The organism is Rodentibacter sp., from assembly GCF_057314195.1.
In genome coordinates, this window is the sequence record NZ_DBHLAM010000021.1 from 40,882 (window position 1) to 65,876 (window position 24,995).

Genomic DNA, 24,995 nt, shown 5'->3' on the forward strand with positions numbered 1-24,995 from the left:
ATTGGCGTATTTTACCTAAAAAACTCGCTAATCTTGAAAAAAAGCGTAGAATAATTTTAAGTTTTATTAAAAAGTTGAAAGGGCAAAAATGTTATACAAGAAGGCTTTTCTTTTGGCGCGCTCCTTATTGATTCTTTATATTATGCTTTATCTCGGTAATCTAATCGCGCATTTTGTGCCCGTCGGTGTGCCGGGGAGTATTTGGGGCTTGTTAGTGCTTTTTATCGGCTTAACTACGCAGACGATTCGTTTGGAGTGGATTTACTTTGGCGCAAGCTTGTTAATTCGTTTTATGGCAATTTTGTTTGTACCGGTGAGTGTGGGAATTATCAAATATTCCGACTTATTATGGGCGCAGATGAATATTTTGTTAATTCCGAATATCGTCAGCACTTGTATTACGTTAGTTTTTATCGGCGTGATGGCAAATATGATGTTTGATCGCCAATCTTTCGGGCATAAGCGCCAAAAAGTGTTGGCAAAACGCATGGCTGAAATAGAAAAATAAATTTAACTTGGAAAATCAATGAATTACGCAATTTATCTTTATACGTTTTTAACAATTTTCGGTTTTTGGCTTGCCTTACAAATCAGTAAACGCTGGAAATCGGTAATTTTTAATACGTTTATTTTAACCGTATTAATTTTGGTATTAATTTTACTGGTCGGCAAAATTCCTTACGATGATTATATGGCCGGTAATGCACCGATTAATAATTTGCTCGCGTTGAGTATTGTTGCCCTCGCTTTGCCGCTTTATGAGCAGCTCAAACAAATCGCCAAACAATGGCGCATTATTCTTTCTGTGGTGGTGCTTGCCTCCGTTTTTTCCATGCTTACCGGCGCAATTTTGGCATTAATTTTAGGCGCTACGCCGGAAATGGTGGCTACCGTATTACCAAAATCCATCACGACACCGATCGCGATGGAAGTGTCTTCTCATTTAGGCGGCATCCCAGCCGTTACAGCGGTGGGTGTCGTAGTAGCCGGTTTACAAGGCTCAATTTTCGGTTATTTGATTTTAAAAAAAATTGGTTTACGTCATCAAGAAGCCATCGGTTTGTCGGTAGGCTCCGTTTCGCACGCACTTGGTACTGTAAGTTGTATGGAAATCAATCCGAAAGCGGGCAGTTACAGCTCTATTTCTTTAGTATTGTGCGGCATTATCAGTTCCATTTTGGCGCCTTTAGTATTTAAAATCATTTACTTATTCGTCTAATCCAAATAAAACCGCCATCTATTTCGAGATGGTGGCTTTATCGTTATTAATGCTACAATCCGCCCGTTTCTTCCTTAGTTTCTGCTTAATATTATGAAAAATACTTTATCGCCCGCTTGGGCCGAGCGTTTTATTGCCGATCCACCGCGTGAAAGAGATCATCGCCCGCCGTTTCGGCGTGATCGCGGACGTATTCTGCATTCCGCCGCATTTCGTTGTTTGCAGGCGAAAACCCAAATTCATGCAGTCGGCGAGAACGATTTCTATCGTACTCGGTTAACCCATTCTTTGGAGGTGGCGCAAATCGGCAGCAGCCTTGTGGCGCAATTAAAATTTGCCGAATCTTTCACTAATTTATCCGAACAACTTAATGTTGATGCTGCAGAATTACAAAAACAGCTGAAAAGTTTATTGCCAAGCAACGATTTGATCGAAAGTCTTTGTTTCGCTCATGATATCGGTCACCCTCCGTTCGGACACGGCGGAGAAGTGGCGCTAAATTTTATGATGCACGAACAGGGCGGCTTTGAAGGTAATGCGCAGACCTTTCGTATTCTTACCAAACTGGAACCCTACACGGAAAACGCCGGCATGAATTTGACCCGCCGCACTTTACTCGGCGTAGTTAAATATCCGACGATTTTAGATCGCGCTTCGCCGCAATATGCGGATTTATCGCAACTTAGCCAAACCGATGCGCGTTATGTAAAAATCAGTGATTGGAAGCCCGGTAAAGGCATTTTTCGTGATGATTTAACGATGTTCGAATGGCTTCTAAAAAATCTTTCTGAACAGGATCGAACATTGTTTTGTTCACTTCAAAATGCACGCTCGGATTCCGCTGAATTTTTAAAGACCCGCTTTAAATCTCTGGATTGCAGCATTATGGAATTGGCGGACGACATCGCCTACGCGGTGCATGATTTAGAAGATGCAATAGTCACAAAAATGGTAAACGCGCAACAATGGCAAGAAGCGAACACCGCGTTGATGCAAATTCCGCAGCCATGGTTGCAGAAAAATATTCGGCGCATTAGTTTTGGGCTTTTTTCCGATAAGCATTTCGAGCGGAAAAATGCCATTGGAGCATTGGTGAACTTCTTCATTACCAATGTGCGCTGGACGCTAACCGAAAACTTTGACGAACCATTGTTACGTTATAACGCACAATTGCCGGAAAATGTCGTAAAGGTGCTGGAGATCTTCAAACAATTCGTCTGGAAATATGTGATTCGTAATGTGGAAACCCAGCGCATTGAGTATAAAGGGCAACGCATGCTAACGGAACTGTTCCGAATTTTTGAATCTGATCCGCTACGTTTGTTACCACACAATACCGCACAAAAATGGCAAAACGCGCTACCCGAACATAAAAAACGGGTGATTTGCGATTATATTGCGGGGATGTCTGACGCTTATGCAATGCGGGTTTATCAGCAGCTGTGAACAATTTCCATCGGCGTACTACGCTAACAGCACCGCATTGAACGCGCTTTCAATGCGGTGCTATTTAATCAGTTCGATAAATGTTTTGTAGCCTGACACAAAACAGCTGTTTAACGTTTCCTTCTTCCAAAATAAAAAACCGCTACTCAATTGAGTAGCGGGATGGTCTTAAAATAAGATTTAAAAAAAACTGCGATATTGCGATATGCAGTGCACTAGCACTTTATCAGATGCTCATTCTATGAAGAAGTTCATATTTTTTTGATAAAAAATTTAGAAAAATCAGCCAATACTATTTGGCTATAAATGCGAGAATTTGTTGTTCAATGCCTTCTGCATCTAGTTTTAGTTCGTGCAATATTTCTTGTTGGGTACCTTGCGGAATGAAGTAATCCGGTAAACCTAGCTGTAACAAAATATGAGGTTTGCCGGAGGCATTTAACACTTCGGCAACGGCTGAACCGGCACCGCATTGAACGGCATTTTCTTCCAATGTCACCAAATAATCATGAGTTTGCGCCAATACGTTAATCATTTCCGTATCTAAAGGTTTCACAAATCGCATATCGACCAATGTTGCACCCAAATTTTCCGCCACTTTATACGCTGCCGGAAGTAATGTGCCGAAATTTAAAATGGCGATTTTTTTTCCTTCTTTAATCAAATGCGCTTTGCCGAGCGGCAACATTTCTAACGGCGCTAAGTCTACGCCTCGCGCATTACCACGCGGATAACGCACCGCCGCCGGCTTACCGCATCGGAGGCCGGTGTAAAGCATTTGGCGGCATTCGTTTTCATCGCTTGGCGTCATAATGATCATATTTGGAATGCAACGCATAAAACTTAAATCGAAAGCGCCTTGGTGGGTTTGCCCATCGGCACCGACAATACCGGCGCGGTCAATCGCAAATAGCACCGGCAAATTTTGAATGGCAACATCGTGAATCAGTTGGTCATAAGCGCGTTGCAAAAAGGTCGAATAAATCGCCACAACCGGCTTGTAACCGCCGATAGCAAGGCCTGCGGCAAATGTCACAGCGTGCTGTTCGGCAATTGCAACATCAAAATATTGCTCCGGGAAACGTTGGGAAAATTCCACCAGACCGGAGCCTTCGCGCATGGCCGGTGTGATGCCGATGATTTTCGGATCTTGCGCGGCCATTTCACACAGCCAATCACCGAAGATTTTAGAATAACTCGGTTTGGTATTAGATTTCGGCAATTCGCCACGGCTCGGATCAAATTTCGGTACGCCGTGAAAGCCGATTGGATCTCTTTCTGCTGGCTCATAGCCTTTACCTTTCTTCGTTTTGATATGTAAGAATTGCGGACCTTTTAGATTGCGCATATTGCTTAGCGTTGCCACCAATTCGTCAATATTATGCCCGTCCACCGGGCCGATATAGTTAAAACCAAGCTCTTCAAACAGCGTACTTTGCGGTGAAAACATCACGCCTTTCATATGTTCTTCGGTTTTTTTCATAAAGTTTTTTACCGGCGGAACCTTATCAAGAATTTTTTTGCTACCGTCACGCAATGTTGAGTAGAGGGAACCGGAAAAAATACGCGCTAAATGATTATTTAACGCGCCGACATTTTCTGAAATAGACATTTCGTTATCATTTAAAATCACCAACATATCGGTGTGTAACGAACCGGCGTGATTTAATGCTTCAAATGCCATACCTGCAGTAATTGCGCCGTCACCAATCACACACACGGTTTTACGCCCGGCGTTTTCGCGTTCTGCCGCTAAGGCTACACCAAGTCCGGCGCTAATTGAGGTGGAAGAATGGCCAACACTTAAGACGTCGAATTCGCTTTCTTCACGCCAAGGGAACGGATGAATTCCGCCTTTTTGACGAATTGTGGACATTTGATCACGTCGTCCGGTTAAAATTTTGTGCGGATAGGCTTGATGACCGACGTCCCAAATTAATTGGTCAAAAGGCGTTTTATACACATAATGCAACGCCACAGTAAGTTCTACCGTTCCCAAGCCGGATGCTAAATGGCCGCTGGTTTGACTAACCGAGTTTAAAAGATAATCACGCAGCTCTTGGCAAAGTTGAGGCAGTTGCTCTTTGCGCAAAAGGCGCAAATCTTCCGGAGAATTAATAAGAGATAAAAGAGGATAATGGTTCATATCGTGAGTCATTTTTAAAAAATTTTAATTTTCGACGGTATTTTTGTAGGAAAAATGTGACACGGTCGCAATTAACTTTTACGCGTAATGATAAATTCTGCTAAAGCGCGAAGCGCACCGGTATCAAATGGAATACCTTCCAATTCGGCAAGAGCCTGTTGATACAAATCTTGCGCTTTTTGTTTTGCGCCGGCTAAACCGAGTAATTTTGGATAGGTGCTTTTATCCAAATCAAGATCGGATCCCACTGGCTTGCCGATTTCCGCGCTGTCACCTTCAATATCCAAAATATCGTCCTGCACTTGGAAGGCTAGTCCGATAGCGTCGGCATAGCGCGTCAAAGCTTGCTCCAAATTTTGATCGGCATGCTGCGGCGAGCAGATAAAACCGAGTTTCAATGCGGTGCCGAGCAACGCTCCCGTTTTATTGCGGTGAATCTGTTCCAACTCAGCCAAACTGATTTGTTTATGTTCGGAAATTAAATCCAAACTTTGCCCTAAACACATTCCTTGCGCGCCGGAGGCTTGCGCTAAAATTTGCACTAAAGCCAGTTTTTGTGCGGCGGAAATATGCGGTGTTTGCGTCAAAATTTCAAAAGCTAAACTTTGCAATGCATCGCCGGCAAGAATGGCGGTGGCTTCATCGAATTGAATATGGCAAGTCGGATGACCGCGGCGCAGATCGTCATTATCCATTGCCGGCAAATCGTCGTGAATTAGGGAATATGCGTGAATTAGCTCAATGGCAGCGGCGGCATAATCTAAGGCTTGTTCATTGGCGCCCAACATCTTGCCGGTCGCATAAACTAAAAAAGGGCGAACCCGTTTGCCGCCCAATAACACCCCGTATTTCATCGCATCTCGCAATGGCGCATGATGGCTTTCAATGCGCTCGAAGTACGCTTCCAGAAAGGCGTCAATGCGGTGCTGAATCAGCCTTAAATCTGCAGAAAATCGATTCATTTAGGCATTCCCTTGATAGTCGTTTAACGCAGCGGTTTCGCTTTTTTGTAACAAAATTTGAATGCGTTGTTCCGCCTGTTGCAAGCGTTCTTGCCCCAACTGCGCCAATTTAATGCCTTGCTCGAATTCTTTTAGCGCTTCTTCTAACGGCAACTCGCCGCTTTCTAAACGCGAAACGATGGTTTCTAATTGCGACAACGTCGTTTCAAAATCCTGTGTCGCAGCCGGTTTACGAGCCATTAATCATTCCTTTCTTCGCAGTAAAAATTGCGCGCTATTGTACTTTATTTTACGGGCGTTGTTAAAAATTATTTCAGCCTGATATACAGCCTGTTACTGTATAGACTTTTCTTCATCTTTGCGTAAAATACCCGCCATTTTTATTAAGCCAATCAGATAATGATTTTATGAAATTTGTCGTTAAACTTTTCCCTGAAATTATGATTAAAAGCGAAACCGTGCGTAAGCGTTTCGCTAAAATTCTGACCTCCAATATCCGCAATATTTTACAAAAATTTGATGAACAAACCGCCGTAGTGCGTCATTGGGACTACATCGAAGTGCGCTCGAAAAATGAAGAGAATCGTGCCGAACTTATCGCGTTGTTACAACGTATTCCGGGCATTCATCATTTTTTAGAAGTGGAAGAAAAACCGTTTACGGATTTACATCATATTTTTGAACTGACGCTCGCCGATGTGGAACAACAATTGCAAGGCAAAACCTTTTGCGTGCGCGTAAAACGCAAGGGCAAACATTCGTTTAGTTCTATCGAAGCGGAACGCTATATCGGCGGCGGATTGAATCAACATATCGAAAGCGCCAAAGTCCGTTTGAAAAATCCCGACGTGACCGTGCGCATTGAGATTGAAGACGACAAAATGATGCTGGTCAACGCGCGTCATGCCGGTATCGGCGGTTATCCCATCGGCACGCAGGAAGACGTGCTTTCGCTTATTTCCGGCGGATTTGATTCCGGCGTGTCCAGTTATATGCTGCTGCGTCGCGGTTCGCGCGTGCATTACTGTTTCTTTAATCTTGGCGGTGCGGCGCACGAAATAGGCGTAAAACAAATGGCCTATCATATTTGGCAACGTTACGGCAGCTCCCACAAAGTGCGTTTTATCGCGGTGAATTTTGAAGGCGTAGTCGGCGAGATTTTGGAAAAAATTGATAATGGCCAAATGGGCGTGGTGTTGAAACGCATGATGGTGCGCGCCGCAAGTAAAGTGGCGGCGCGTTTCAATATTGAAGCGATTGTGACGGGGGAGGCGCTCGGCCAAGTTTCTAGCCAAACGCTAACCAATCTGCGCTTAATTGATGAGGCCGCCGAGGCGCTTGTATTACGCCCGCTTATTACGCACGACAAAGAACAAATTATCGCCATGGCGAAAGAAATCGGCACAGAAGATATTGCCAAATCTATGCCGGAATTTTGCGGCGTGATTTCAAAAAATCCGACCATCAAAGCTGTTCGTGAGAAGATCGTTGAAGAAGAAGGGCATTTTGATTTTGCCGCTCTCGAAAGTGCGGTCGAAAATGCAAAATATTTGGATATTCGTCAAATCGCGGAAGAAACTGAAAGACAAGTAATTGAAGTGGAGGCAAGCTCTGTCTTAGGTGAAAACGATATAATTTTGGATATTCGCAGTCCGGAAGAAATAGATGAAAAGCCTTTTGAATCCGCAACTCACGAAGTGAAGCAAATGCCGTTTTATAAGCTTTCATCGCAATTTGGTTCGCTGGATCAAAGTAAAAACTACGTATTGTATTGTGAACGCGGCGTAATGAGTAAATTGCAAGCGTTGTATCTGAAAGAAAATGGCTTCGCTAACGTGCGGGTATTCGCGAAAAAATAATCTTGAAATAGGCGCCCTACGTTTTCAAAGGGCGATTAAGTTCGCTCCAATTCTTCCAACATTTCATCAATGGCTTTCGCCAGCAATGTGCGGTCGTGGCGATAACTGATGTCATCCGCATTGAGGCGTTTTTCTAATATTTTTACATTGCCGAGATCGCTAACGGGCACCGCATTGAAACCGCTATTTTTCCTTATCGGCGTAATCACGCCATCAATGACGGCCGCGCCGACCGTGTGATGAATCCATTCAATGCGGTGCTCTAGAGAGAGTTCGGCCGCCGCTCCGAGTTCCGTACCTAAATTGTCGATAAAAATCTTTTTTGCCAAACTTAAACGAATTGCCGTCGCGATATCCGCTAAAAGTAGTGGCGGCATGATGCTGGTTAAAAAGCTGCCGGGGCCGAATATGATTACGTCTGCCTGTGAAATGGCTTGCACGGCTTCCGGTGTGGCTTGCACCAAGGGCACGAGAAAAAGCGATTGCGGCACTTCGGTTAAATTATCAATACCGACTTCGCCCACGATGCTGGAACCGGCACCAAGGCTGGCGGCGAGGTGAACGGGCGTTTCGGACATGGGAATCAGGTGCGATTTTACGTGCAACAAATCGCGGATCAAATTTACGCCATCTAGCGGACGAACGTGCATATTTTCAAGCGCTTTGAGCATTAAATTGCCGAGATTATGTCCTGCCAATTCGCCGTTGCCGCTGAAACGATATTCGAATAGCGCGGATGCGGTGCTAGGTTCGATGATGATTTGGTTTAAGCAATTGCGTAGATCGCCCCAGGCTATGCCGCCTTGTTGTTGCCGAATGCGTCCGGTGGAACCGCCGTTGTCCGTGGTAGTGACGATACCGGTTAGGCGCTCTTTGATAAAACTTAGCGCTGACATGACGCGTCCCAAGCCGTGTCCGCCGCCAATGGCAACAATATGCGAATGATTCAAGAATTCATAGTGGCGATGGGGGGTTAAATCCGACATAAAATTTTCTATTTCCTACCTCTAAAATATTATAAAAACAATCGCTATATAATTATTTATATGATTGATTTATAAGAATTTAATTAAATACGCATGGCATCGGAACGAATTGATTGCGTTAATTGGTGAGAATCTTTTAAAATAAGCGCCGATATTTTATCGCATAACTCCGAGCTTGTTTAGTCTAAGTTCTCTTAGGGAATATGACGGCAATGCCAATAACGCAATTCGTTATTCAGGGATAAGTCGGAAACGGTTTGTCCTCTCCATTTTAGAAAGGTGTCTGATGCAAATTCCAATCAAAAACGTGGGAAACGAACGTCTTGTGGACGCGTTCCAACGCCACTATTACTATTTGCGACTGTCGATTACCGACCAGTGTAATTTTCGTTGCAACTATTGCTTACCGAACGGTTATCAGCCGGAAGCGAATAAACCGAGTTTTCTTACCTTAAGCGAAATTACCCGCGTTGCGCGTGCTTTTGCGGCAATGGGCACAGAAAAAATTCGTTTAACCGGCGGCGAACCAACCTTACGTAAAGATTTTCTTACTATTGCCGAAAGCGTGGCGAATGTCGAAGGAATTCGCCACGTGGCGTTGACAACTAATGGCTACCGTATGGCGAAGGATGTAGCGAATTGGAAACGTGCGGGCGTAACTTCCGTGAATGTCAGCGTAGATAGCCTCGATCCGAGAATGTTCCATCAAATTACCGGCATCAATAAATTTGATGAGGTGATGCGTGGTATCGATCGTGCGTTTGACGTGGGGTACCACAAGGTAAAAGTGAATTCCGTGTTGATGAAAAATCTTAACGATCACGAATTTAATCAATTTCTGGCCTGGGTGAAAAATCGCCCGATTCAAATGCGTTTTATCGAACTGATGCAAACCGGTGAAATGGACAGCTTCTTTGAGCGTCATCATCTTTCCGGTGAAATTCTTGCGCAAAAATTGTTATCGCAAGGTTGGCAGTTACAACAACGTGCTGCCACCGACGGGCCGGCTAAAGTATTTAGTCATCCTGATTATCAAGGCGAAATCGGTTTGATTATGCCTTATGAAAAGAATTTCTGCGCCAGTTGTAATCGTTTACGCGTATCGGCAAAAGGGAAGTTACACCTTTGTTTATTCGGTGAAGAAGGCATTGAGTTGCGCGATTTATTGCAATCGGAAGAGCAGCAAGGCATTTTACAATCCCGTATTTTTTCCGCATTACAAGGCAAGCGTGAACATCATTATTTGCATCAAGGTGATAGCGGAATTCGTAATCATCTCGCCTCCATCGGCGGCTAAAAATTTTTAAAAATTAATCTTACTCGTATCCAATATGACCCAATTTACCCATATCAATAGCCAAGGTGAGGCTAACATGGTGGATGTTTCCGGCAAGTCGGAAACCGTACGTGAAGCGCGTGCCGAAGCCTTGGTGACCATGTCACAAGAAACCTTATCCATGATTTTAAACGGACAACATCACAAAGGCGATGTATTCGCCACGGCACGTATCGCCGGTATTCAAGCAGCAAAACGTACTTGGGAGTTGATTCCGTTATGTCATCCGCTATTACTTTCTAAAGTGGAAGTCAGCCTTGAACCTTTAGTTGAAAGCAACCAGGTGCGCATTGAATCCTTTTGCAAACTCACCGGTAAAACCGGGGTGGAAATGGAGGCATTGACCGCTGCCAGCATCACCGCATTGACTATTTACGATATGTGCAAAGCTGTGCAAAAAGATATGGTGATCGAACATGTGCGCTTGCTTGAAAAACGCGGTGGAAAATCTGGTCACTTTATGGCCGAAAATCACTAGGAAAAGGAAAAATCATATGCTAAAAGTATTATTTTTTGCTCAAACCCGTGAATTAATCGGTATTGATGAAATTGTGCTTGAACAAGATTTTGCAACGGCAGACGCGTTACGCGAACATTTAAGCCAAAAAGGGGATAAATGGGCGTTGGCATTAGAAAAAGGAAAGTTGCTTGTGGCGATTAATCAAACGTTGATGCCGCTTGAAAGTGCGGTCAAATCCGGCGATGAAATTGCCTTTTTCCCACCGGTTACGGGAGGATAAATGAACGATATTCGAATTGCCGTGCAAGAGGCTGAATTCGACCAAAATGCGGTTTATCATTGGCTTTCAGAGCAAAATTCAGTAGGCGCTGCGGTAATTTTTGTCGGTAAAGTTCGCGAACTTAACTTAGGCGATGACGTTTCAAGCCTTTATTTAGAACACTATCCCGCAATGACTGAAAAAGCGTTAAATGAAATTGTTGCCGAAGCTAAACAACGTTGGGAGATTCAACGAGTCGCGGTAATTCACCGTGTCGGCTTATTGCATACCGGCGATGAAATTGTGCTGGTGGGGGTGAGTTCCGCACATCGTGGCGACGCTTATCATGCCAATGAATTTATTATGGATTATCTCAAATCCAAAGCCCCTTTTTGGAAAAAAGAACAAACCGACAAAGGCGAACGTTGGATCGATGCACGGACTTCGGATAAACAAGCGCTAGAAAAATGGTAAATTAAGAAAATCAAATAAACAGATAAAATGCTTGTCGACTTGAAGTATAAAAATAGCACCGCATCGGAGGCGCTTCCAATGCGGTGCTATTTTGTTAGATGAATTCTTACGTATATAATTTGAAAAGCCTTATAAAAAAGCTCGGTTTAAACCGAGCTTTTTTTTCAACTGAATTTAACCGGCGGTAGCTAGATTTCCTAAATCTTTATCGATTAAGAATAAACCTTCGCCGTCTTCACCGAGAAGATTTAATTTATCCAAGATACTACTGAATAATTTTTCTTCTTCGTGCTGTTCTGCCACGTACCATTGTAAAAAGTTGAACGCAGAGTAATCTTTTTCTTCAAAGGTTTTACCTACTAATTCATTGATTTTACGGGTGATCAATTTTTCATGTTGATACGTTAATTCAACAATTTCTTTTAATGAATTATATTCATGAGACGGAGCCTCAACCGCACTGATAATCGCTTGCGCACCGGTTTCATTTAAATAAGTGAATAGTTTGCGCATGTGTTGCATTTCTTCTGCAGCATGCGCGGATAAGAATTTTGCCGCACCTTCAAAACCTTGTTGCTCACACCAAGCACTCATTTGAAGATATAAGTTAGAAGAATAAAATTCCAAATTCATCTGGTCGTTTAACAGTTTAATCACATTGTTTGATAACATTTTATTTCTCCTATTTATTATAAAGTAGCTAAATCACGATCAACGAAGTACAAACCGCGGCCGTCTTCGCCAACAAGGTTAAATTTATCAATAATACTATTGAATAATTTTTCTTCTTCATGTTGTTCCGCTACATACCATTGCAAGAAGTTGAAGGTAGAGTAGTCTTTGTGTGCAAAAGTCACTTCAACCAATTCGTTGATTTTGGATGTTACTAATTTTTCGTGTTGTAACGTTGTCTCAAATACTTCTTTCAACGTTTTGTAGTCGTTTTTAGGCGCTTCAATTTTGCCTAAAAGCGGCATACCGCTGGTTTCGCTCACATATTGGAATAATTTTTGCATATGTTCCAATTCTTCATCGGCATGACGAAGTAGAAATGCAGCAGCACCTTCATAACCGTGTTTGTAACACCATGCACTCATTTGTAGATAAACGTTAGAAGAGTAGAACTCTAAGTTAATCTGTTCATTCAATTTGTCTGTAATTGCTTGATTAAGCATAACTAACTCCTTTCCATATCGATTTTATAAAACAATAAAGCTCAAATTGCGTTGCGCATTTTAGGGCGGTAAATGAGAATTTGCAAGTTATTTTTCTTAAAAAAAATCATAACCCATTAATTTTCAATAATAAAAACAATACAAATTATTCTCATTTACCTACTTGAGAAATATTTATGATTGCAAGACCGCCTCACAGTTCTTCGTCCTTGCCAAAATTTTAAAATTTCGACGCAAATTTTACGTACCGCAAACTCGCTTAATTTTTTTTCTTTTTTTAGGTGAATTCAATTTATTCCCGTTTATCAATCTTGATTTTTTTCTTCAATAAAGAGGAGAGATTATTTCACAAAGTGACGTACTCACATATATTATTTAACATAATATTGATTATGCGGAATTAGTTATCCGGTAAGTGAAAACTACGGGCTAAATAAATCACAGACTTATGCACAAGTGATAAATCCTATTCAAACAAGATAAAACGGTATTTCAAGACATTTCTTCACCGTATTTTTGGTGAATTATCAACTGGTATATAAAGTGATTGCGGAATTGAATAATGTTTTTTTGATAATCTAATCAGATAAAATTTAAGAAAATTATGCGAATAAATCCCTTTAGAAGAAAAAAAGCACATTCCTTCGAATGTGCTTTTTTATGTTATAAAATTTTATCTTGTTATGTTGTCACGAAACTAACCTAGCAATTTGGCGCCGTATTCATAAACTTGTTGTAGTAGTGCTAGCTTTTCCGGATTATTCGCATACTCCTCAATAAGACGTTGTAAGCGCTCCTCAAAATCAACCGCGCTTTTCGCAAGTTTACGTTGGCAATATTTCTGCCATTTAACTTGTTCCGCTCGGTTTAACGTTTTGTAGAAATGACGTGCTCTATAATGAAATAGTAACTCAGGAATGCGTTTATCTTCAAAAGCCAAACCGGAGTCAGCTAATTTATCAGGCGGTAAACTGCGTAAAATCGCCATATTATTTTTATCGGCATGGCTGAAAAAACCGTTGTATAGCTCAGTTTCAACATTATCGCTTGGTTCAAATTGACGCGCTTCCGTAAAAATATCCGTGACTTTTTCACGAATATCAAAAGATGCGCGTAATTTTGCTAAATTTTCTAAGCATAATTGGCGATTAATGCCCAAACGTTCAGCATTTTCAGGTAATAAAGTTTTTGCCGGAGCTAAAATCGGGCATTTATTGATATGAACTAATTTTAACGGTACCGCTGAAACGCTCTTTTCTTCTAAGTCGCTTTTTTTAGTATACAAATCTTCGCGTAATTCGGTTGCATTTTTTGCCAGCAAATTATCAATGTCACCGGTTAAATCACACACAATCACGGCATTTTGATTGCTTGGATGCCAGGCAATCGGCGAAACCCAAGTACAATTTCCACGATAATTTCCTAACATACCCGAAACATGTACCAACGGCGTCATTTCTGCCGTATCAATGAGCTTTTCAATTTCCTTTTTGCCGCGATTTTCAAAGAAATATTGGAACATTTTAGGCTGTTTTTCTTTGATAAGTTTCGCCATAGCAATGGTTGCATAAACATCAGACATTGCATCATGTGCATTCTCATGAGCAATACCATTAGCTTCTGTCAGTTTTTCCAGCTTAAAGCTCGGCATTCCCTCATCATCAAAAGCCCAATTTATGCCGTCAGGGCGCAGTGCATAACAAGCCCGTACCAAATCCAGTAAATCCCAACGTGAATTACCGTTTTTCCAACTATATTCATAAGGATCGATAAAATTACGATAAAAAGTGTAACGTGTCATTTCATCGTCATAGCGAATGTTATTGTAGCCCATCACGCAAGTGTTTGGCTGAGAAAATTCTGCTAGGATTTTTGTTGCAAATTCTGGTTCAGATATACCTTTTTCATTACATTCCTGCGGTGTGATCCCCGTCACCAGCACCGCATCGGGCGTTGGTAAATAGTCATTGGTTTGCTTGCAATAAAGCATTACCGGCTCGCCAATAATATTAAAATCCGCGTCTGTCCGAATACCGGCGAATTGCGCTGGGCGATCGTTTGCCGGGCTAATGCCAAAACTTTCGTAATCGTAAATAAAGAAGCTGAAATCTTTCGTCATAATTCCTCTTTTTTATACGATAATTTTATCTAAATAATACAAACTGAAAATAGCAGCCAAACTAAACATAATACCCAACCAATTAAGTTTACTGATTTTTTCTTTGAATATTAACGCGCCGGTAATCGTACCGAGGCAAATAACGCCGATATTCATTCCGGCAAAAACTAATGTAGGGTTACTGCCGAAACTTTGATGTGCTTTGATGTAAAACAAAATATTAAAGAAATTCAACACGCCTAACATAATACCGCCGAATACGCTTGGCACCGTCCATTGGGTACGTTTTAATAATAAATAGATAAACATCAAGCAAGCCGCAAGGGAAAATGAAATAAATAAGGTAGCCGGGAACGCCCCGCCGCTTTTGGCTACTTGTTTGAATAAAATATCAATAATGCCGTAGCCGAACCATACGCCGACAAGTCCTAATATGCCTTTAAAATTGATCACACTTTTGTCTTGGTTTGGCTTACTTAATAAGCAAAATAAACCGATAAACGCGAAGGTGATTCCAAGAACTTTGGACCGACTTAGGGTTTCGTGGAAGATCAAAAAAGCAGCTAAAATCGGTAAGAATAAGGAGAGGCGCTGCGCCGCGTCGGAGCGCACGATACCGGCGAACTCCACCGCTTTCGACATAATAAGAAATACCGTTGGGAGCAATATCCCTAATGCCAAGAAAATCAGTATGCTTTCGCTTTGCGCGATGTAATCAATAAATGCCAGTCCTTTGAAATCCGGTTTCAGCAGGAAATAACTAAATGTGATTGCCGTAATATAGTTAAATGCGATGGCTTGGTCGATAACGATATTTTTTTTGCGCGCAATTTTCAATAATACGGAAACCGCAACGCTACAAAGAATGGCGAGAATGAGATGATACATTTTTGTTCCTTACATAATTAAACTACGCTCAAGAATCCGGGTATTATGCCGCAATGCACAAAACCATCCGATTGAGGTATGAGTTCAAGTCATAAAACAGCACCGCATTGAAGCGACTTCCAATGCGGTGCTGTTTGGTGAGGTCATTTCAGCCTTGTACAACAGCTATAATTTCGAAGAACTCAAAAATTTTTTGACCGTACTGCCCTTTTATTTTCTATTCCGTGGCGCCGAAACCGCGTAAGCCGACCACGTGAACGTGCTCTTGATTACCGGCAATTTTACGCACCAGTTTATAGGTCGTTCCTTTTTCCGGGCTGATATTTTCAGGGGCGGCAATTAATAATTGCATATCCAAACGTTCGCAAAGCTCAAATAAGGTGGAGATGGATTTGCCATCCAAACGTGCGGCTTCATCTAAGAATAGCAAGCGACAAGGCACGATATCTTTACCGCGAATACGACGGCTTTCTTCTTCCCAGCTTTGCACCACCATTAACAGAATCGACATCCCGGTACCAATGGCTTCACCGGTTGAAAGTGCACCACTTTCCGCCCGCAGCCAACCGTCCGCACCACGGAATACTTCCACTTCCAATTCAAGATAATTGCGATAATCCAACAATTCTTCACCGATAGTTTGTGCTGTGCGTTGCCCCATATCAATATGCGGGTTAATGCGTTGGTAGAGTTTCGCCATGGCTTCTGAGAAGGTCATCCGATTGTCGTTGAACAAATCTTGATATTCGTTTTGCTGGCCGGAAAGTGCATCCAACAACATCGCATGCGTATCGCGAATATTAACCACCAAACGTACTGATTTTACTTGACCGAAAGCAATATTCTGTAACCCTTGGTTAAGCATTCGAATGCGGTGCTGTTCGCGCTGTATAGTTTTCCGCATAATATTCGCCACGCTTTCGGAACTGATCGCTAGTTTTTTCTCACGACCGGTTAATTCGGCGGTTAAGCGTGAAAGCTCGATTTCCATTTGCTCAATGGCATCGATCGGATCATCGGTTTTAATGATGTCTTGGCGAATACGTTCGCGTAAATGTTGATATACCGCAATAAAGAAGCGTACTTTATTTTCCGGTTTGCGGCTGTCTTCCGACGCACGCAAACTGTCGCGCAAATATTCATTGTCCGCTACGGCAGTACGCAACGCACCTAAGGCTTTATCCGACATGGAACGTAATTCGTCGGCAGATAAATATGCCAATTCACGGCGATTCAGGCGTTTTTCCATATCGGCATTACGCGATAGGCGTAGCACCACGCACCAACTGGCTTTCGCCGCCACCACCAATTCGCGTTGAGTTTTGTAATCGCGTTCCGCTTTGCGAATTCGACGATTTAAGTTTTCCGCTTCGCTTTCAATTAACGTTAATTGTTTTTCCACATAAGCGCGACGTTGACGACTGGTTGACAGCTGTTGATACAATTCATCGCGGCGGATACGGGCACGTTCCTCTGCGCCTTCATCCGCACGCACGCCAAGTTGACCGATTTCATCAATCAATTCTTTTAACAGCTGAAGTTTACTGTCGTAAGCGCTTTGTAAACCAATAAACACTTGATTGTATTGTGCAAATTGCGCTTGTTTTTGGCGTAATTGTTCGCGCTGGGCGTCACGTTGCGCTTGCATTTGTTCTAAACGCTGACGAAGTCGCTCATTAAGCTCGGAAGTTTCTGCTTGTCCCGCATCTTCGTAAGCAAAATGAGGTTTACGTTGCACCACATCCGCCAAAGCAAATACGCGTTGTTGTGCTTGTTTTTGGCGTTCAATGGCTTGGGTTAATTCTTGTTTTAAACCTTCGTAATTTTTCGGATCGCTTTGTAAACTCTCGGCCATCGACTCTAATTGTGACAACGTCTCGCCATATTGGCGAACAAAATGTTCATCTTGTTCGGCAACATCTAACTGCTCGCGACACTCTTCAAGGCGATCGATTAAATTTTCGTCCGCAAGTACATTTAATTGCGGAATCAATTTATTGAGCAATTGAATTCTTTCCTTTGCACTATCCAATTGAATGCGTAATTGTTGCTCACCGCTACTGAATTGGTTTAATTCGCGCTCGATTTCATTGCGTTCGCGGTTAACTTCCGCCATTAATTCTTCCGGATTTGGCTGGAACGCAAGGGCTAAATGTAAACCGACAAATTGACTGAAATGTTCATGCAAACGTTGACATTTCTGTACGTCGAAGGCGATTTGCGCATATTCTTCGGCAATTTCATCGCGTTGAACTTGCAATTCTTCTAAGTGTTTTTCGCGCGCCGCACGACCAAATAACGGAATTTCCGGAAATTTAGAGTAGCGCAATTCACGATCCGAAACCTGTACCACCACGCCGAGTTCTAATTCTTGCGCCGATAACACACTGTCATCAAATGCCGCCGGATCACCTTCAATTAAATATAAATCATCCGGACAGTCTTCTAAATCGATCAGCTGTTCGCGCACCGCATCCAAGTCGCGCACCACGATGGCATGACGCGCCGGACCGTAAAGTGCGGAGAAATAAGGCGCATCTTCAATCGGCACATCATCATAAAGTTCGGAAAGCAACACACCGCCGAAACGTTCGGCAAGCGTATTTAAGCGCGCGTCTTCAGAACCGTCCGGCTGACTTAAACGCGAAATTTGCTCCTCTAACTGCTGACGTTTTTGCTCAAGCTGATCGCGTAGCATTGTCAATTCACGTTCTTTCACTAACTGTGATTGCATAAAATTCATCACATCTTGGCTGTGTTCAAAATGCTCACCGCTTTGTTCTTCTAAACGCTCTAAGGCGGCTTGCGCCGTTAACCAAGCTGGCGCTTTACGCGCATTTTCATCGTAAAGTGCGGTTAAATTTTCACGTTTTTGACGGAGTGTCGAGCGGCTTTCTATCAGTTCGGAAAGTTCTGCAGAAATATCTTCGAACAATGCCTCTTGTTCGGCATGATAATCTTCTAATTCATTGGCGGTTTCTAAATGTGAATTAGCACGTTGATTAAAATCATTGAGTAATCTGAGTGCACTTTGTTGTTGCGCATAGCGTTGTTCAAGTTCATGTAATTTCGCACGCAGTTGCGGTGTTTGTTGTGCTTGTAATTTTTGGCTCGGATATTCTCGCAACAATGCTTTTGCGCTTTCCCAGGCACTCGAACGAGGCACTTCGCCGGCAATTTTACAAACTAATTGATAAGCTTTCTCGAACTGCGATTTTGCCGCTTCGGAAATCGACATTTTGTGCTCAAGTTCAAGCACGCGTTCCGTTAAGCCGTCCGCATGAGCGGCAAATTCCGTCTGATAATCTTCCGCATTTTTTACGCTTAAATCCGCCAAACCACATAAGGTTTTGGCTTTTTCAAGGGCAGCAATGGCCTGCTGATATTGAAGCGCTCGGGTTTGTTGCGCATCAAGCGCCTGTTGGTAATCTGCTAATTGTGTGCGTACCGCATCAATTTCGGTTTCCGTTTGTTCGAATTGCGCTTGGCTTTCTTCCAATTGTTCGTTGGCGTTTTCAACTACCATTTTTTGTTCTTCCAAACGCTCGGAAAGCTCTGCCACATCTTCTTGATAACGGCTGATTTTTTCTTGATGGCGTAACGCATTCAGCACTAAATTTAAGTGATCCACCGCGCTTTGGTGATCCACTTCCAACGTGCGTTCGCTTTCTGCCAGTTCCGCTGCTTCGCGACTTAAATCAATGAAACGATGTTGCGACAAAACCTGCGCCGCCTTGGCTTGGTACCAGTCGCGGCGCGATTCCAATGCGGTGCTGATATTACCTCTCCGTTCGTTGGCGTTACGCATATAATCGGACGCCACATAATTGGTTGTTTCGGTGATTAAATGTTTGAACAAATCGCGGTCCGACTGAGTCACTTTAATGGCTTCCAAGGTCATTCGGTTTTCGCGTAACGCACTTTCCATATCCTGAAAGGCCTTTTTCACGCCAAGGTTTTCCGGCAGCAAATAATCCCGTAAAGAACGTGTAATCGCGCTGGAAATACCGCCGTACAAGGAGGCCTCGATAAGTTTATAGAATTTGCTACGGTCCGATGCCGAACGTAAGCGTTTCGGAATGATGCCAAGATCGAACATCATTCCGTGATAATCGGTGATGGAATGGTATTGCTTGAATTGCGCGCCGAGATTTTCGATTTTGTCTTTTAGTTCGGTTAAATTTAACACGCGCGCTTGACGCTCCCCCACGGTTTCCGTGAAAAGTGCGGTCGGATTTTGTGATAATTCGACGCCTTGAAGGGAAAAGGTTTTTAAATCCACTTTTTTATCGCGACCGGCAATCTGTTGCAAACGCACGCCGACAAGGATACGTTGATGACGAGAATTGATCGTATCCAATACCGCGTAACAAACTCCCGGACGCAATTTGCCGTGTAGCCCTTTATCGCGCGAACCGCCTGTAGAGCCGGCTTCCGTGGTATTTCGGAAATGGAGAAGCGTTAAATCCGGAATTAATGCCGTCACAAAACCGGCCATCGTGGTGGATTTACCCGCCCCGTTACCGCCGGAAAGCGTGGTGACCAATTCGTCTAAATCAAAAGTGCGGGCAAAGAAGCCGTTCCAGTTGATTAAGGTTAAAGAACGAAATTTGCCACGTTCTACACCGTTATTTTGCGCAATGCCGGGTACGCCGGTTTCAATGATTTCTTCGGCGGCATCAGTCTCGATTACGTTTTCTTCTTGCTCTAATTCGATTTCATTTTCTCGTTCTAAAATATCGGACATTATGCTGGTTCTCCGTCAAATTCTTCGTCAATTTCATCCACATTTTCGGCATCATTTTCGGTGGTTTGGGCTTGCTTTTCTAACATCAAGGATTCCGGCGTAGCCGCTTCCCCATCGCGGATTAAGCGGGCTTGCGCTTCTAAGGCATCATCGCCGCTGCGCACTTCCGCACCGAAACGGAACACAGCTTCGGAAATGGTAAATTTACCACTATTTTGTTCACCTACGGTTTGGATCATCCCCAAACGGCGCAAACGCCCGATGGCGGCGCGCACTTTTTCCGCAAGTTTTTGTTTATCCAAGTCGGAACCACTAGAACGTTGATTCACAGCCTTTAATAATTTTCCTTCATCGGCAAGGTTTAATAATTCGTCATACACTTCTTGCGTGCTGAAAATCCCCTGTTGCGCCAAACGCTCCGGACTTAAATAAAGATAGCAAAGCACTTTTCCCACCAACATTTCCAACTCGGAAAGCACCGAACGCGCAATCAGCGTAGTTGCTTTCGGGCGAAGATAAAAAAAGCCTTCCGGCGCACGAATCAATTCTACGTTATAACGGCGGTAAAAACCGTCCAATTCATTTTGAAAATCCATTAAGAAAGCGTGATTGTCCAAATATTCCGTGCCAATATGGCGACCGCTCCGCAACAGGCTATCCATTGCCGGAAATAACGGATTGGCAATTGCCATCGCAAGTTTTGGGGAAATTACATCTTGAAGGTTGTCTGTCATTCTCTGTTCTCTGCTTTTTATCGTGGCAAATGATGGCATTTGCCGCATTTATATCGTGATAAAACGAATCGAATTCGCCTCTACAATTTAATATTTATCAATCACATGTGCCTGTACTTCAGCACCGCATTGATTAATGCTTTGCCAATTCGGATAAACGCCCGACAAATCATCGTTCGCCATACCTAGCCGCACAGCTTGATCCACAATAATCCGCGCCACGTCAAAATGACGGGAAAGCGGATAATTTTCCAATTGTGTTTTTAAAACCAAACTCAAATCAATTGGGCGATTATTTTCCCGATATGTAATTAATAAACTTTGCATATGTTCCACAATTTGATCGTGCAAGTCGGAAAGAGATTCATATTGTAATTCTTCCGGCAATTCACCCAGCGCGTCGTCTTCGCGTAGCGTCATTTCTTCATCGCGCAAATCCACTAATCGCTCGGCTTGGGCCGTCCATAAGAACCAAGGATGATCGAAATAATGGTGAATGGAATTACGCAAACGTTGGGAAAATACGCGGTTTTTGTCCATATCAATGGCGGTACGGATAAATTTATGCACGTGGCGGTCGTAACCAATCCACAAATCAATGGCTTGCTGTCCCCAGCTGATAATTCGGTCGAGTTTGGCTTGTAAATCCGTAATCAGTTGATCGATAAAATACAAATCGTCACGTCCGATGACGCAATCTTGAATTCGTAATAATTGCGCTTGCAGCTTATCGCCAGCCGCATTTAAAGTATCTTGCAATTCGCGTAAATTACCAGAGGTTTCATCTAACAAACGTTCGCAACTGGAAATTGCCGCTTGCCAATCTTTGGTTAAAAGTTCGGCAATTTCTTCTTTAATGCTTTGCTGATTTTCATCCATCGTGCGTTGCGAAAGATCAATGCTATCGAAAATTTCTGCTACGGAATATTTCAACGGCGCAAACACGTTGCGGCGCCAATAATGTTCGTTTTCGCTATTCGTTGCTCCCTCTTCCGCAGAATCCGATGCGCGCTGAATTTCGTCCGCCACAATAGAAAGTTGCACGGAAAGGCGCAAAGCGGAAAATTCGCGCTGACGAATATAATAATCGGATACGCCTACGCCGAGCGATGTTAACCGATAAATTGCTAAACCTTCGGTAAACTCGCTGCTAAAACGATTTAATAAACGTTGTTTCACTAATTCATTAATGGCGTTATTGGCGCGTGTCGCGATGGCATCTGCGGGTTGTTCAAAGGCACTTGCCGTATGGCGAAAAATATCCACCAGATCCGCCTCCAGCATTTCGCCGTCTAAACGTTCGTTGTTATAAATCGCAATCGCCAACAAAAAAACTAAGCGTTCAGTGGGTAAATTCAAAGAAAACTCGCGATCTTTTGCCCAAGACACGAGTTCGGGAATTGTTTGGGAGGTTTCAATCATTGAAGTTGTAACGCATTAAAATTGAACAAAAAATTGTGGCCGATTATACAGGATTTTTCATGGATCTTAAAAATCTTCTTTTGGAGCAACCGCACTTTTCCTGTTTTTCACGTATAATGTGCGCTTTTCATAAATTAGCGAAAAAAACATGACCGAATTAACTCAATTAGAAAAAAAGCAAAATTATAATTTCAACAAATTACAAAAACGTTTACGTCGCAATGTTGGCAATGCCATTGCCGACTTCGGCATGATTGAAGAAGGTGACAAAATTATGGTGTGTTTGTCCGGCGGTAAAGACAGTTATACATTGTTGGATATTTTGCGCAATCTGCAACAAAGCGCACCAATAAAATTCGATATCATCGCGGTAAATCTTGACCAAAAACAACCGGGTTTTCCGGAACATGTTCTGCCGGAATATTTAGAAAGTATCGGCGTAGATTACAAAATCGTACAAGAAAATACTTACGGCATCGTGAAAGAAAAAATTCCGGAAGGCAAAACCACCTGTTCCCTTTGTTCCCGTTTGCGTCGCGGCATTTTATACCGCACCGCAACGGAGCTTGGCGCCACTAAAATCGCATTGGGGCACCACCGCGACGATATGCTTGCCACTCTCTTTCTCAATATGTTTTACGGCGGAAAAATAAAATCCATGCCGCCGAAATTAATTTCCGATGATGGCAAACAAATCGTGATTCGCCCGTTGGCGTATTGCAAAGAGAAAGATATCGAGAAATACGCGCAGGCAAAACAATTCCCGATTATTCCTTGTAATTTATGTGGTTCGCAGCCGAATTTGCAGCGCCAAGTAGTGAAAGAAATGCTCAATACTTGGGATCGTCAATATCCGGGACGCTTGGAAACCATGTTCGGCGCAATGCAAAATATCACCCTGTCACATATGCTTGATCCGAAATTATTTGATTTCAAAAGCATCAAACGTGGTCAGACATTAGAAGGTCTTGAAGGCGACATCGCGTTTGACCAAGAACGCATCACGCCAATGCAACTTGATGATGAAGAACAAATGGATTTTTCCGAACATGAAATGATCCGTTTCAAAGAAGTGAATTAATATGTTGAACACCCAAAATAGCACCGCATTGGCCACCGACAAAGACGGCTATTTGCTCGACCACACGCAATGGAATGAAGACGTGGCGCGTGCCATCGCGCAAGCGGAAAATCTTGAACTGACCGACGCCCATTGGGAAGTGATTTATTTTGTACGCGATTTTTATCAAGAATACAACACCTCTCCTGCGATTCGGATGTTGGTAAAAGCGATGGCAGAAAAGCTCGGTGCCGATAAAGGCAACAGCCGTTATTTACAACGTTTATTTCCCGAAGGCCCGGCTAAACAAGCGACCAAATTAGCCGGCTTGCCGAAACCGGCGAAGTGCTTGTAAGTTCATTTTGGCACCGCATTGAAAGCTTATCGGACAAGCTTCAATGCGGTGCTATTTTGACTCTCCGACTCCCCTGCCAAATACTTCTAATATCTTAATATATTTTTCTATATAATGAAGCACTTCAAAATTTATCGCTTTTGCTTATTAAATGACGAAAAACACCTTTTATTTTCCGTTCCTTTCGGTCGTACTTGTCGGGCTTTGTCTGCTTTCCCTTTCTTGGGGACGCTACACCATTCCTCCCTCGGATGTTATTGATATGCTGTTAAACAACAGTCAAAACGAAATTCAACACAATATTATTTTTAATCTTCGCCTACCGCGCATTTTAGCCGCCATCTTGGTCGGCGTAGAATAATTCAATCATTTCGTTCTAAAGAAAACCGCACTTTTTAAAGTGCGGTTTTTTTATAGGTTAGATTTGTTGAATGCAAATTATAAAGATAAAATTACATCATATTTTCACCGAACTTTTACTCTAAGATAATGATAAAAGATCCCTTTGCAGAATATATTCGCCATATTGATGCGGAAAAAAAAGAAAAAAGCTATGCATGGAAAACAGCGATAGGCTTACAAGATGTGGACGGTTTAAAACCCTCTCATTATTTAATTAATACCGCCATCAAAAATATTGAAGGTGAAATCACCATAGAAACGGCTGAAAATTGGATAAGCCAATATTATCAGCAAAACCCTATTTCTGATGATGAAGATCGTACGGAAGAGGCCGACAAAGTGGCAGTTCGTATTGCCCGTTTATTGTCAGAACCGGCTTTTTCCTTTAATACACAGCAATATTTATCAATCCATAAATATCTTTTTAATGGCATATTCCCTCATGCCGGAAAAATTCGCACTTTCAATATAACGAAAAAAGAATGGGTTTTAAACGGCGATACGATTTCTTACGGCAGCGCCTTAGAATTGAAAGAAACGTTAGAATATGATCTCGCGCAAGAGCGAAAATTTAGTTACAAAGGGATTTCTATTGACGAAGCCATCGATCATTTAGCATTTTTTATTGCTCGATTATGGCAAATTCATGTGTTTGAAGAGGGAAATACCCGCACTACAGCGGTATTTTTTATCAAATACCTAAAAACACTCGGTTTTCAGGTTAGCAATGATAACTTTGCTGAGAATTCTTGGTATTTTCGTAATGCTTTGGTGCGTGCAAATTACAATAATATTACTGAAGGTATTTATGAAACGGCAAAATATTTAGTGCTTTTTATTCGTAACTTATTACTTAATGAAAATCATGTATTAAGCAACCGGCAGCTTCATATTCATTATGCAAACCATCTTCAAAATCTAAAAAAACAAAAACAGGATATTGGGG

Annotated in this window: 22 protein-coding genes, 1 pseudogene and 1 riboswitch; of the genes and pseudogenes, 12 read left to right on the forward strand and 11 right to left on the reverse strand. The window is 42.7% G+C overall.

The features are described 5' to 3' along the window. Positions 1–88: 88 nt before the first annotated feature. From ACO59Y_RS02475 to ACO59Y_RS02485, 3 genes are all read left to right on the forward strand, one after another. Positions 89–508: a CidA/LrgA family protein gene (locus ACO59Y_RS02475; RefSeq protein WP_486130337.1), complete on the forward strand. Its 420-nt coding sequence runs from the start codon at positions 89–91 to the stop codon at positions 506–508. 18 nt (positions 509–526) lie between these two features. Then, complete coding sequence (locus tag ACO59Y_RS02480; RefSeq protein ID WP_486130339.1) at positions 527–1,219, forward strand: CidB/LrgB family autolysis modulator; 693 nt, start codon at positions 527–529, stop codon at positions 1,217–1,219. A gap of 93 nt (positions 1,220–1,312) precedes the next feature. Continuing rightward, complete coding sequence (locus ACO59Y_RS02485; RefSeq protein ID WP_486130341.1) at positions 1,313–2,665, forward strand: anti-phage deoxyguanosine triphosphatase; 1,353 nt, start codon at positions 1,313–1,315, stop codon at positions 2,663–2,665. 292 nt (positions 2,666–2,957) lie between these two features. Here ACO59Y_RS02485 and dxs read toward each other — a convergent pair whose 3' ends face one another. The 3 genes from dxs to xseB are packed head-to-tail and all read right to left on the reverse strand — an operon-like array spanning position 2,958 to position 6,013. Then, a complete protein-coding gene (gene dxs, locus ACO59Y_RS02490; RefSeq protein WP_486130343.1) occupies positions 2,958–4,823 on the reverse strand; it encodes a 1-deoxy-D-xylulose-5-phosphate synthase in 1,866 nt (621 codons plus the stop codon). Between the two features lie 59 nt (positions 4,824–4,882). Then, on the reverse strand, positions 4,883–5,773 hold the full coding sequence (gene ispA / locus ACO59Y_RS02495) for a (2E,6E)-farnesyl diphosphate synthase (RefSeq protein WP_486130345.1): 891 nt from the start codon (positions 5,771–5,773) through the stop codon (positions 4,883–4,885). Continuing rightward, positions 5,774–6,013, reverse strand: coding sequence for an exodeoxyribonuclease VII small subunit (xseB, locus tag ACO59Y_RS02500; RefSeq protein WP_486130347.1), 240 nt, complete (start codon positions 6,011–6,013; stop codon positions 5,774–5,776). 167 nt (positions 6,014–6,180) lie between these two features. Here xseB and thiI point away from each other — a divergent pair, with 167 nt between their 5' ends. Further along, on the forward strand, positions 6,181–7,632 hold the full coding sequence (gene thiI, locus ACO59Y_RS02505; protein ID WP_486130349.1) for a tRNA uracil 4-sulfurtransferase ThiI: 1,452 nt from the start codon (positions 6,181–6,183) through the stop codon (positions 7,630–7,632). A gap of 35 nt (positions 7,633–7,667) precedes the next feature. Here thiI and ACO59Y_RS02510 read toward each other — a convergent pair whose 3' ends face one another. After that, complete coding sequence (locus ACO59Y_RS02510) at positions 7,668–8,618, reverse strand: gluconeogenesis factor YvcK family protein (RefSeq protein ID WP_486130351.1); 951 nt, start codon at positions 8,616–8,618, stop codon at positions 7,668–7,670. A 155-nt stretch (positions 8,619–8,773) separates the two neighbouring features. Then, positions 8,774–8,916, forward strand: a riboswitch (molybdenum cofactor riboswitch). Between ACO59Y_RS02510 and moaA the strand changes: the two genes are divergently transcribed. From moaA to moaE, 4 genes are all read left to right on the forward strand, one after another. Then, complete coding sequence (gene moaA / locus ACO59Y_RS02515; protein WP_486130466.1) at positions 8,902–9,915, forward strand: GTP 3',8-cyclase MoaA; 1,014 nt, start codon at positions 8,902–8,904, stop codon at positions 9,913–9,915. It overlaps the preceding riboswitch by 15 nt. Positions 9,916–9,949: 34 nt before the next feature. Beyond that, complete coding sequence (moaC, locus tag ACO59Y_RS02520) at positions 9,950–10,432, forward strand: cyclic pyranopterin monophosphate synthase MoaC (RefSeq protein WP_373602710.1); 483 nt, start codon at positions 9,950–9,952, stop codon at positions 10,430–10,432. Between the two features lie 16 nt (positions 10,433–10,448). Further along, positions 10,449–10,694, forward strand: a complete 246-nt coding sequence (gene moaD, locus ACO59Y_RS02525) for a molybdopterin synthase sulfur carrier subunit (RefSeq protein WP_486130353.1) — start codon at positions 10,449–10,451, stop codon at positions 10,692–10,694. Continuing rightward, positions 10,695–11,147: a molybdopterin synthase catalytic subunit MoaE gene (moaE, locus tag ACO59Y_RS02530; protein WP_486130355.1), complete on the forward strand. Its 453-nt coding sequence runs from the start codon at positions 10,695–10,697 to the stop codon at positions 11,145–11,147. 174 nt (positions 11,148–11,321) lie between these two features. On the opposite strand, the gene ftnA (ACO59Y_RS02535) is transcribed toward moaE, so the two are convergent. The 7 genes from ftnA (ACO59Y_RS02535) to mukF all read right to left on the reverse strand — a co-directional run bounded on the left by ftnA (ACO59Y_RS02535) (position 11,322) and on the right by mukF (position 22,232). Continuing rightward, a complete protein-coding gene (gene ftnA / locus ACO59Y_RS02535) occupies positions 11,322–11,819 on the reverse strand; it encodes a non-heme ferritin (RefSeq protein WP_486130357.1) in 498 nt (165 codons plus the stop codon). A 17-nt stretch (positions 11,820–11,836) separates the two neighbouring features. After that, entirely contained in the window at positions 11,837–12,322 is a 486-nt protein-coding gene (gene ftnA / locus ACO59Y_RS02540) for a non-heme ferritin (RefSeq protein ID WP_486130359.1), read from the reverse strand. Positions 12,323–13,019: 697 nt separating this feature from the next. After that, on the reverse strand, positions 13,020–14,441 hold the full coding sequence (gene sbcB, locus ACO59Y_RS02545) for an exodeoxyribonuclease I (RefSeq protein WP_486130361.1): 1,422 nt from the start codon (positions 14,439–14,441) through the stop codon (positions 13,020–13,022). Between the two features lie 12 nt (positions 14,442–14,453). After that, positions 14,454–15,329, reverse strand: a complete 876-nt coding sequence (locus ACO59Y_RS02550) for an EamA/RhaT family transporter (protein WP_486130363.1) — start codon at positions 15,327–15,329, stop codon at positions 14,454–14,456. Positions 15,330–15,546: 217 nt separating this feature from the next. Beyond that, complete coding sequence (gene mukB, locus ACO59Y_RS02555; protein WP_486130365.1) at positions 15,547–20,076, reverse strand: chromosome partition protein MukB; 4,530 nt, start codon at positions 20,074–20,076, stop codon at positions 15,547–15,549. Then, positions 20,076–20,810 (reverse strand): chromosome partition protein MukE, encoded by a 735-nt coding sequence (gene mukE / locus ACO59Y_RS02560; protein WP_486130367.1) that lies wholly within the window; start codon positions 20,808–20,810, stop codon positions 20,076–20,078. Before mukE ends, mukB begins: the two co-directional genes overlap by 1 nt. 87 nt (positions 20,811–20,897) lie before the next feature. After that, complete coding sequence (gene mukF, locus ACO59Y_RS02565; protein WP_486130369.1) at positions 20,898–22,232, reverse strand: chromosome partition protein MukF; 1,335 nt, start codon at positions 22,230–22,232, stop codon at positions 20,898–20,900. Between the two features lie 148 nt (positions 22,233–22,380). Here mukF and ttcA point away from each other — a divergent pair, with 148 nt between their 5' ends. From ttcA to ACO59Y_RS02585, 4 genes and pseudogenes are all read left to right on the forward strand, one after another. Then, entirely contained in the window at positions 22,381–23,313 is a 933-nt protein-coding gene (gene ttcA / locus ACO59Y_RS02570) for a tRNA 2-thiocytidine(32) synthetase TtcA (protein ID WP_486130371.1), read from the forward strand. Between the two features lies 1 nt (position 23,314). Then, positions 23,315–23,647, forward strand: a complete 333-nt coding sequence (locus ACO59Y_RS02575) for a TusE/DsrC/DsvC family sulfur relay protein (protein WP_486130373.1) — start codon at positions 23,315–23,317, stop codon at positions 23,645–23,647. Between the two features lie 151 nt (positions 23,648–23,798). Beyond that, positions 23,799–23,999, forward strand: a pseudogene (locus ACO59Y_RS02580) (iron chelate uptake ABC transporter family permease subunit); the annotation flags it as partial. A 137-nt stretch (positions 24,000–24,136) separates the two neighbouring features. Next, a partial coding sequence (locus ACO59Y_RS02585; protein ID WP_486130375.1) for a Fic family protein occupies positions 24,137–24,995 on the forward strand: 859 nt, incomplete at its 3' end.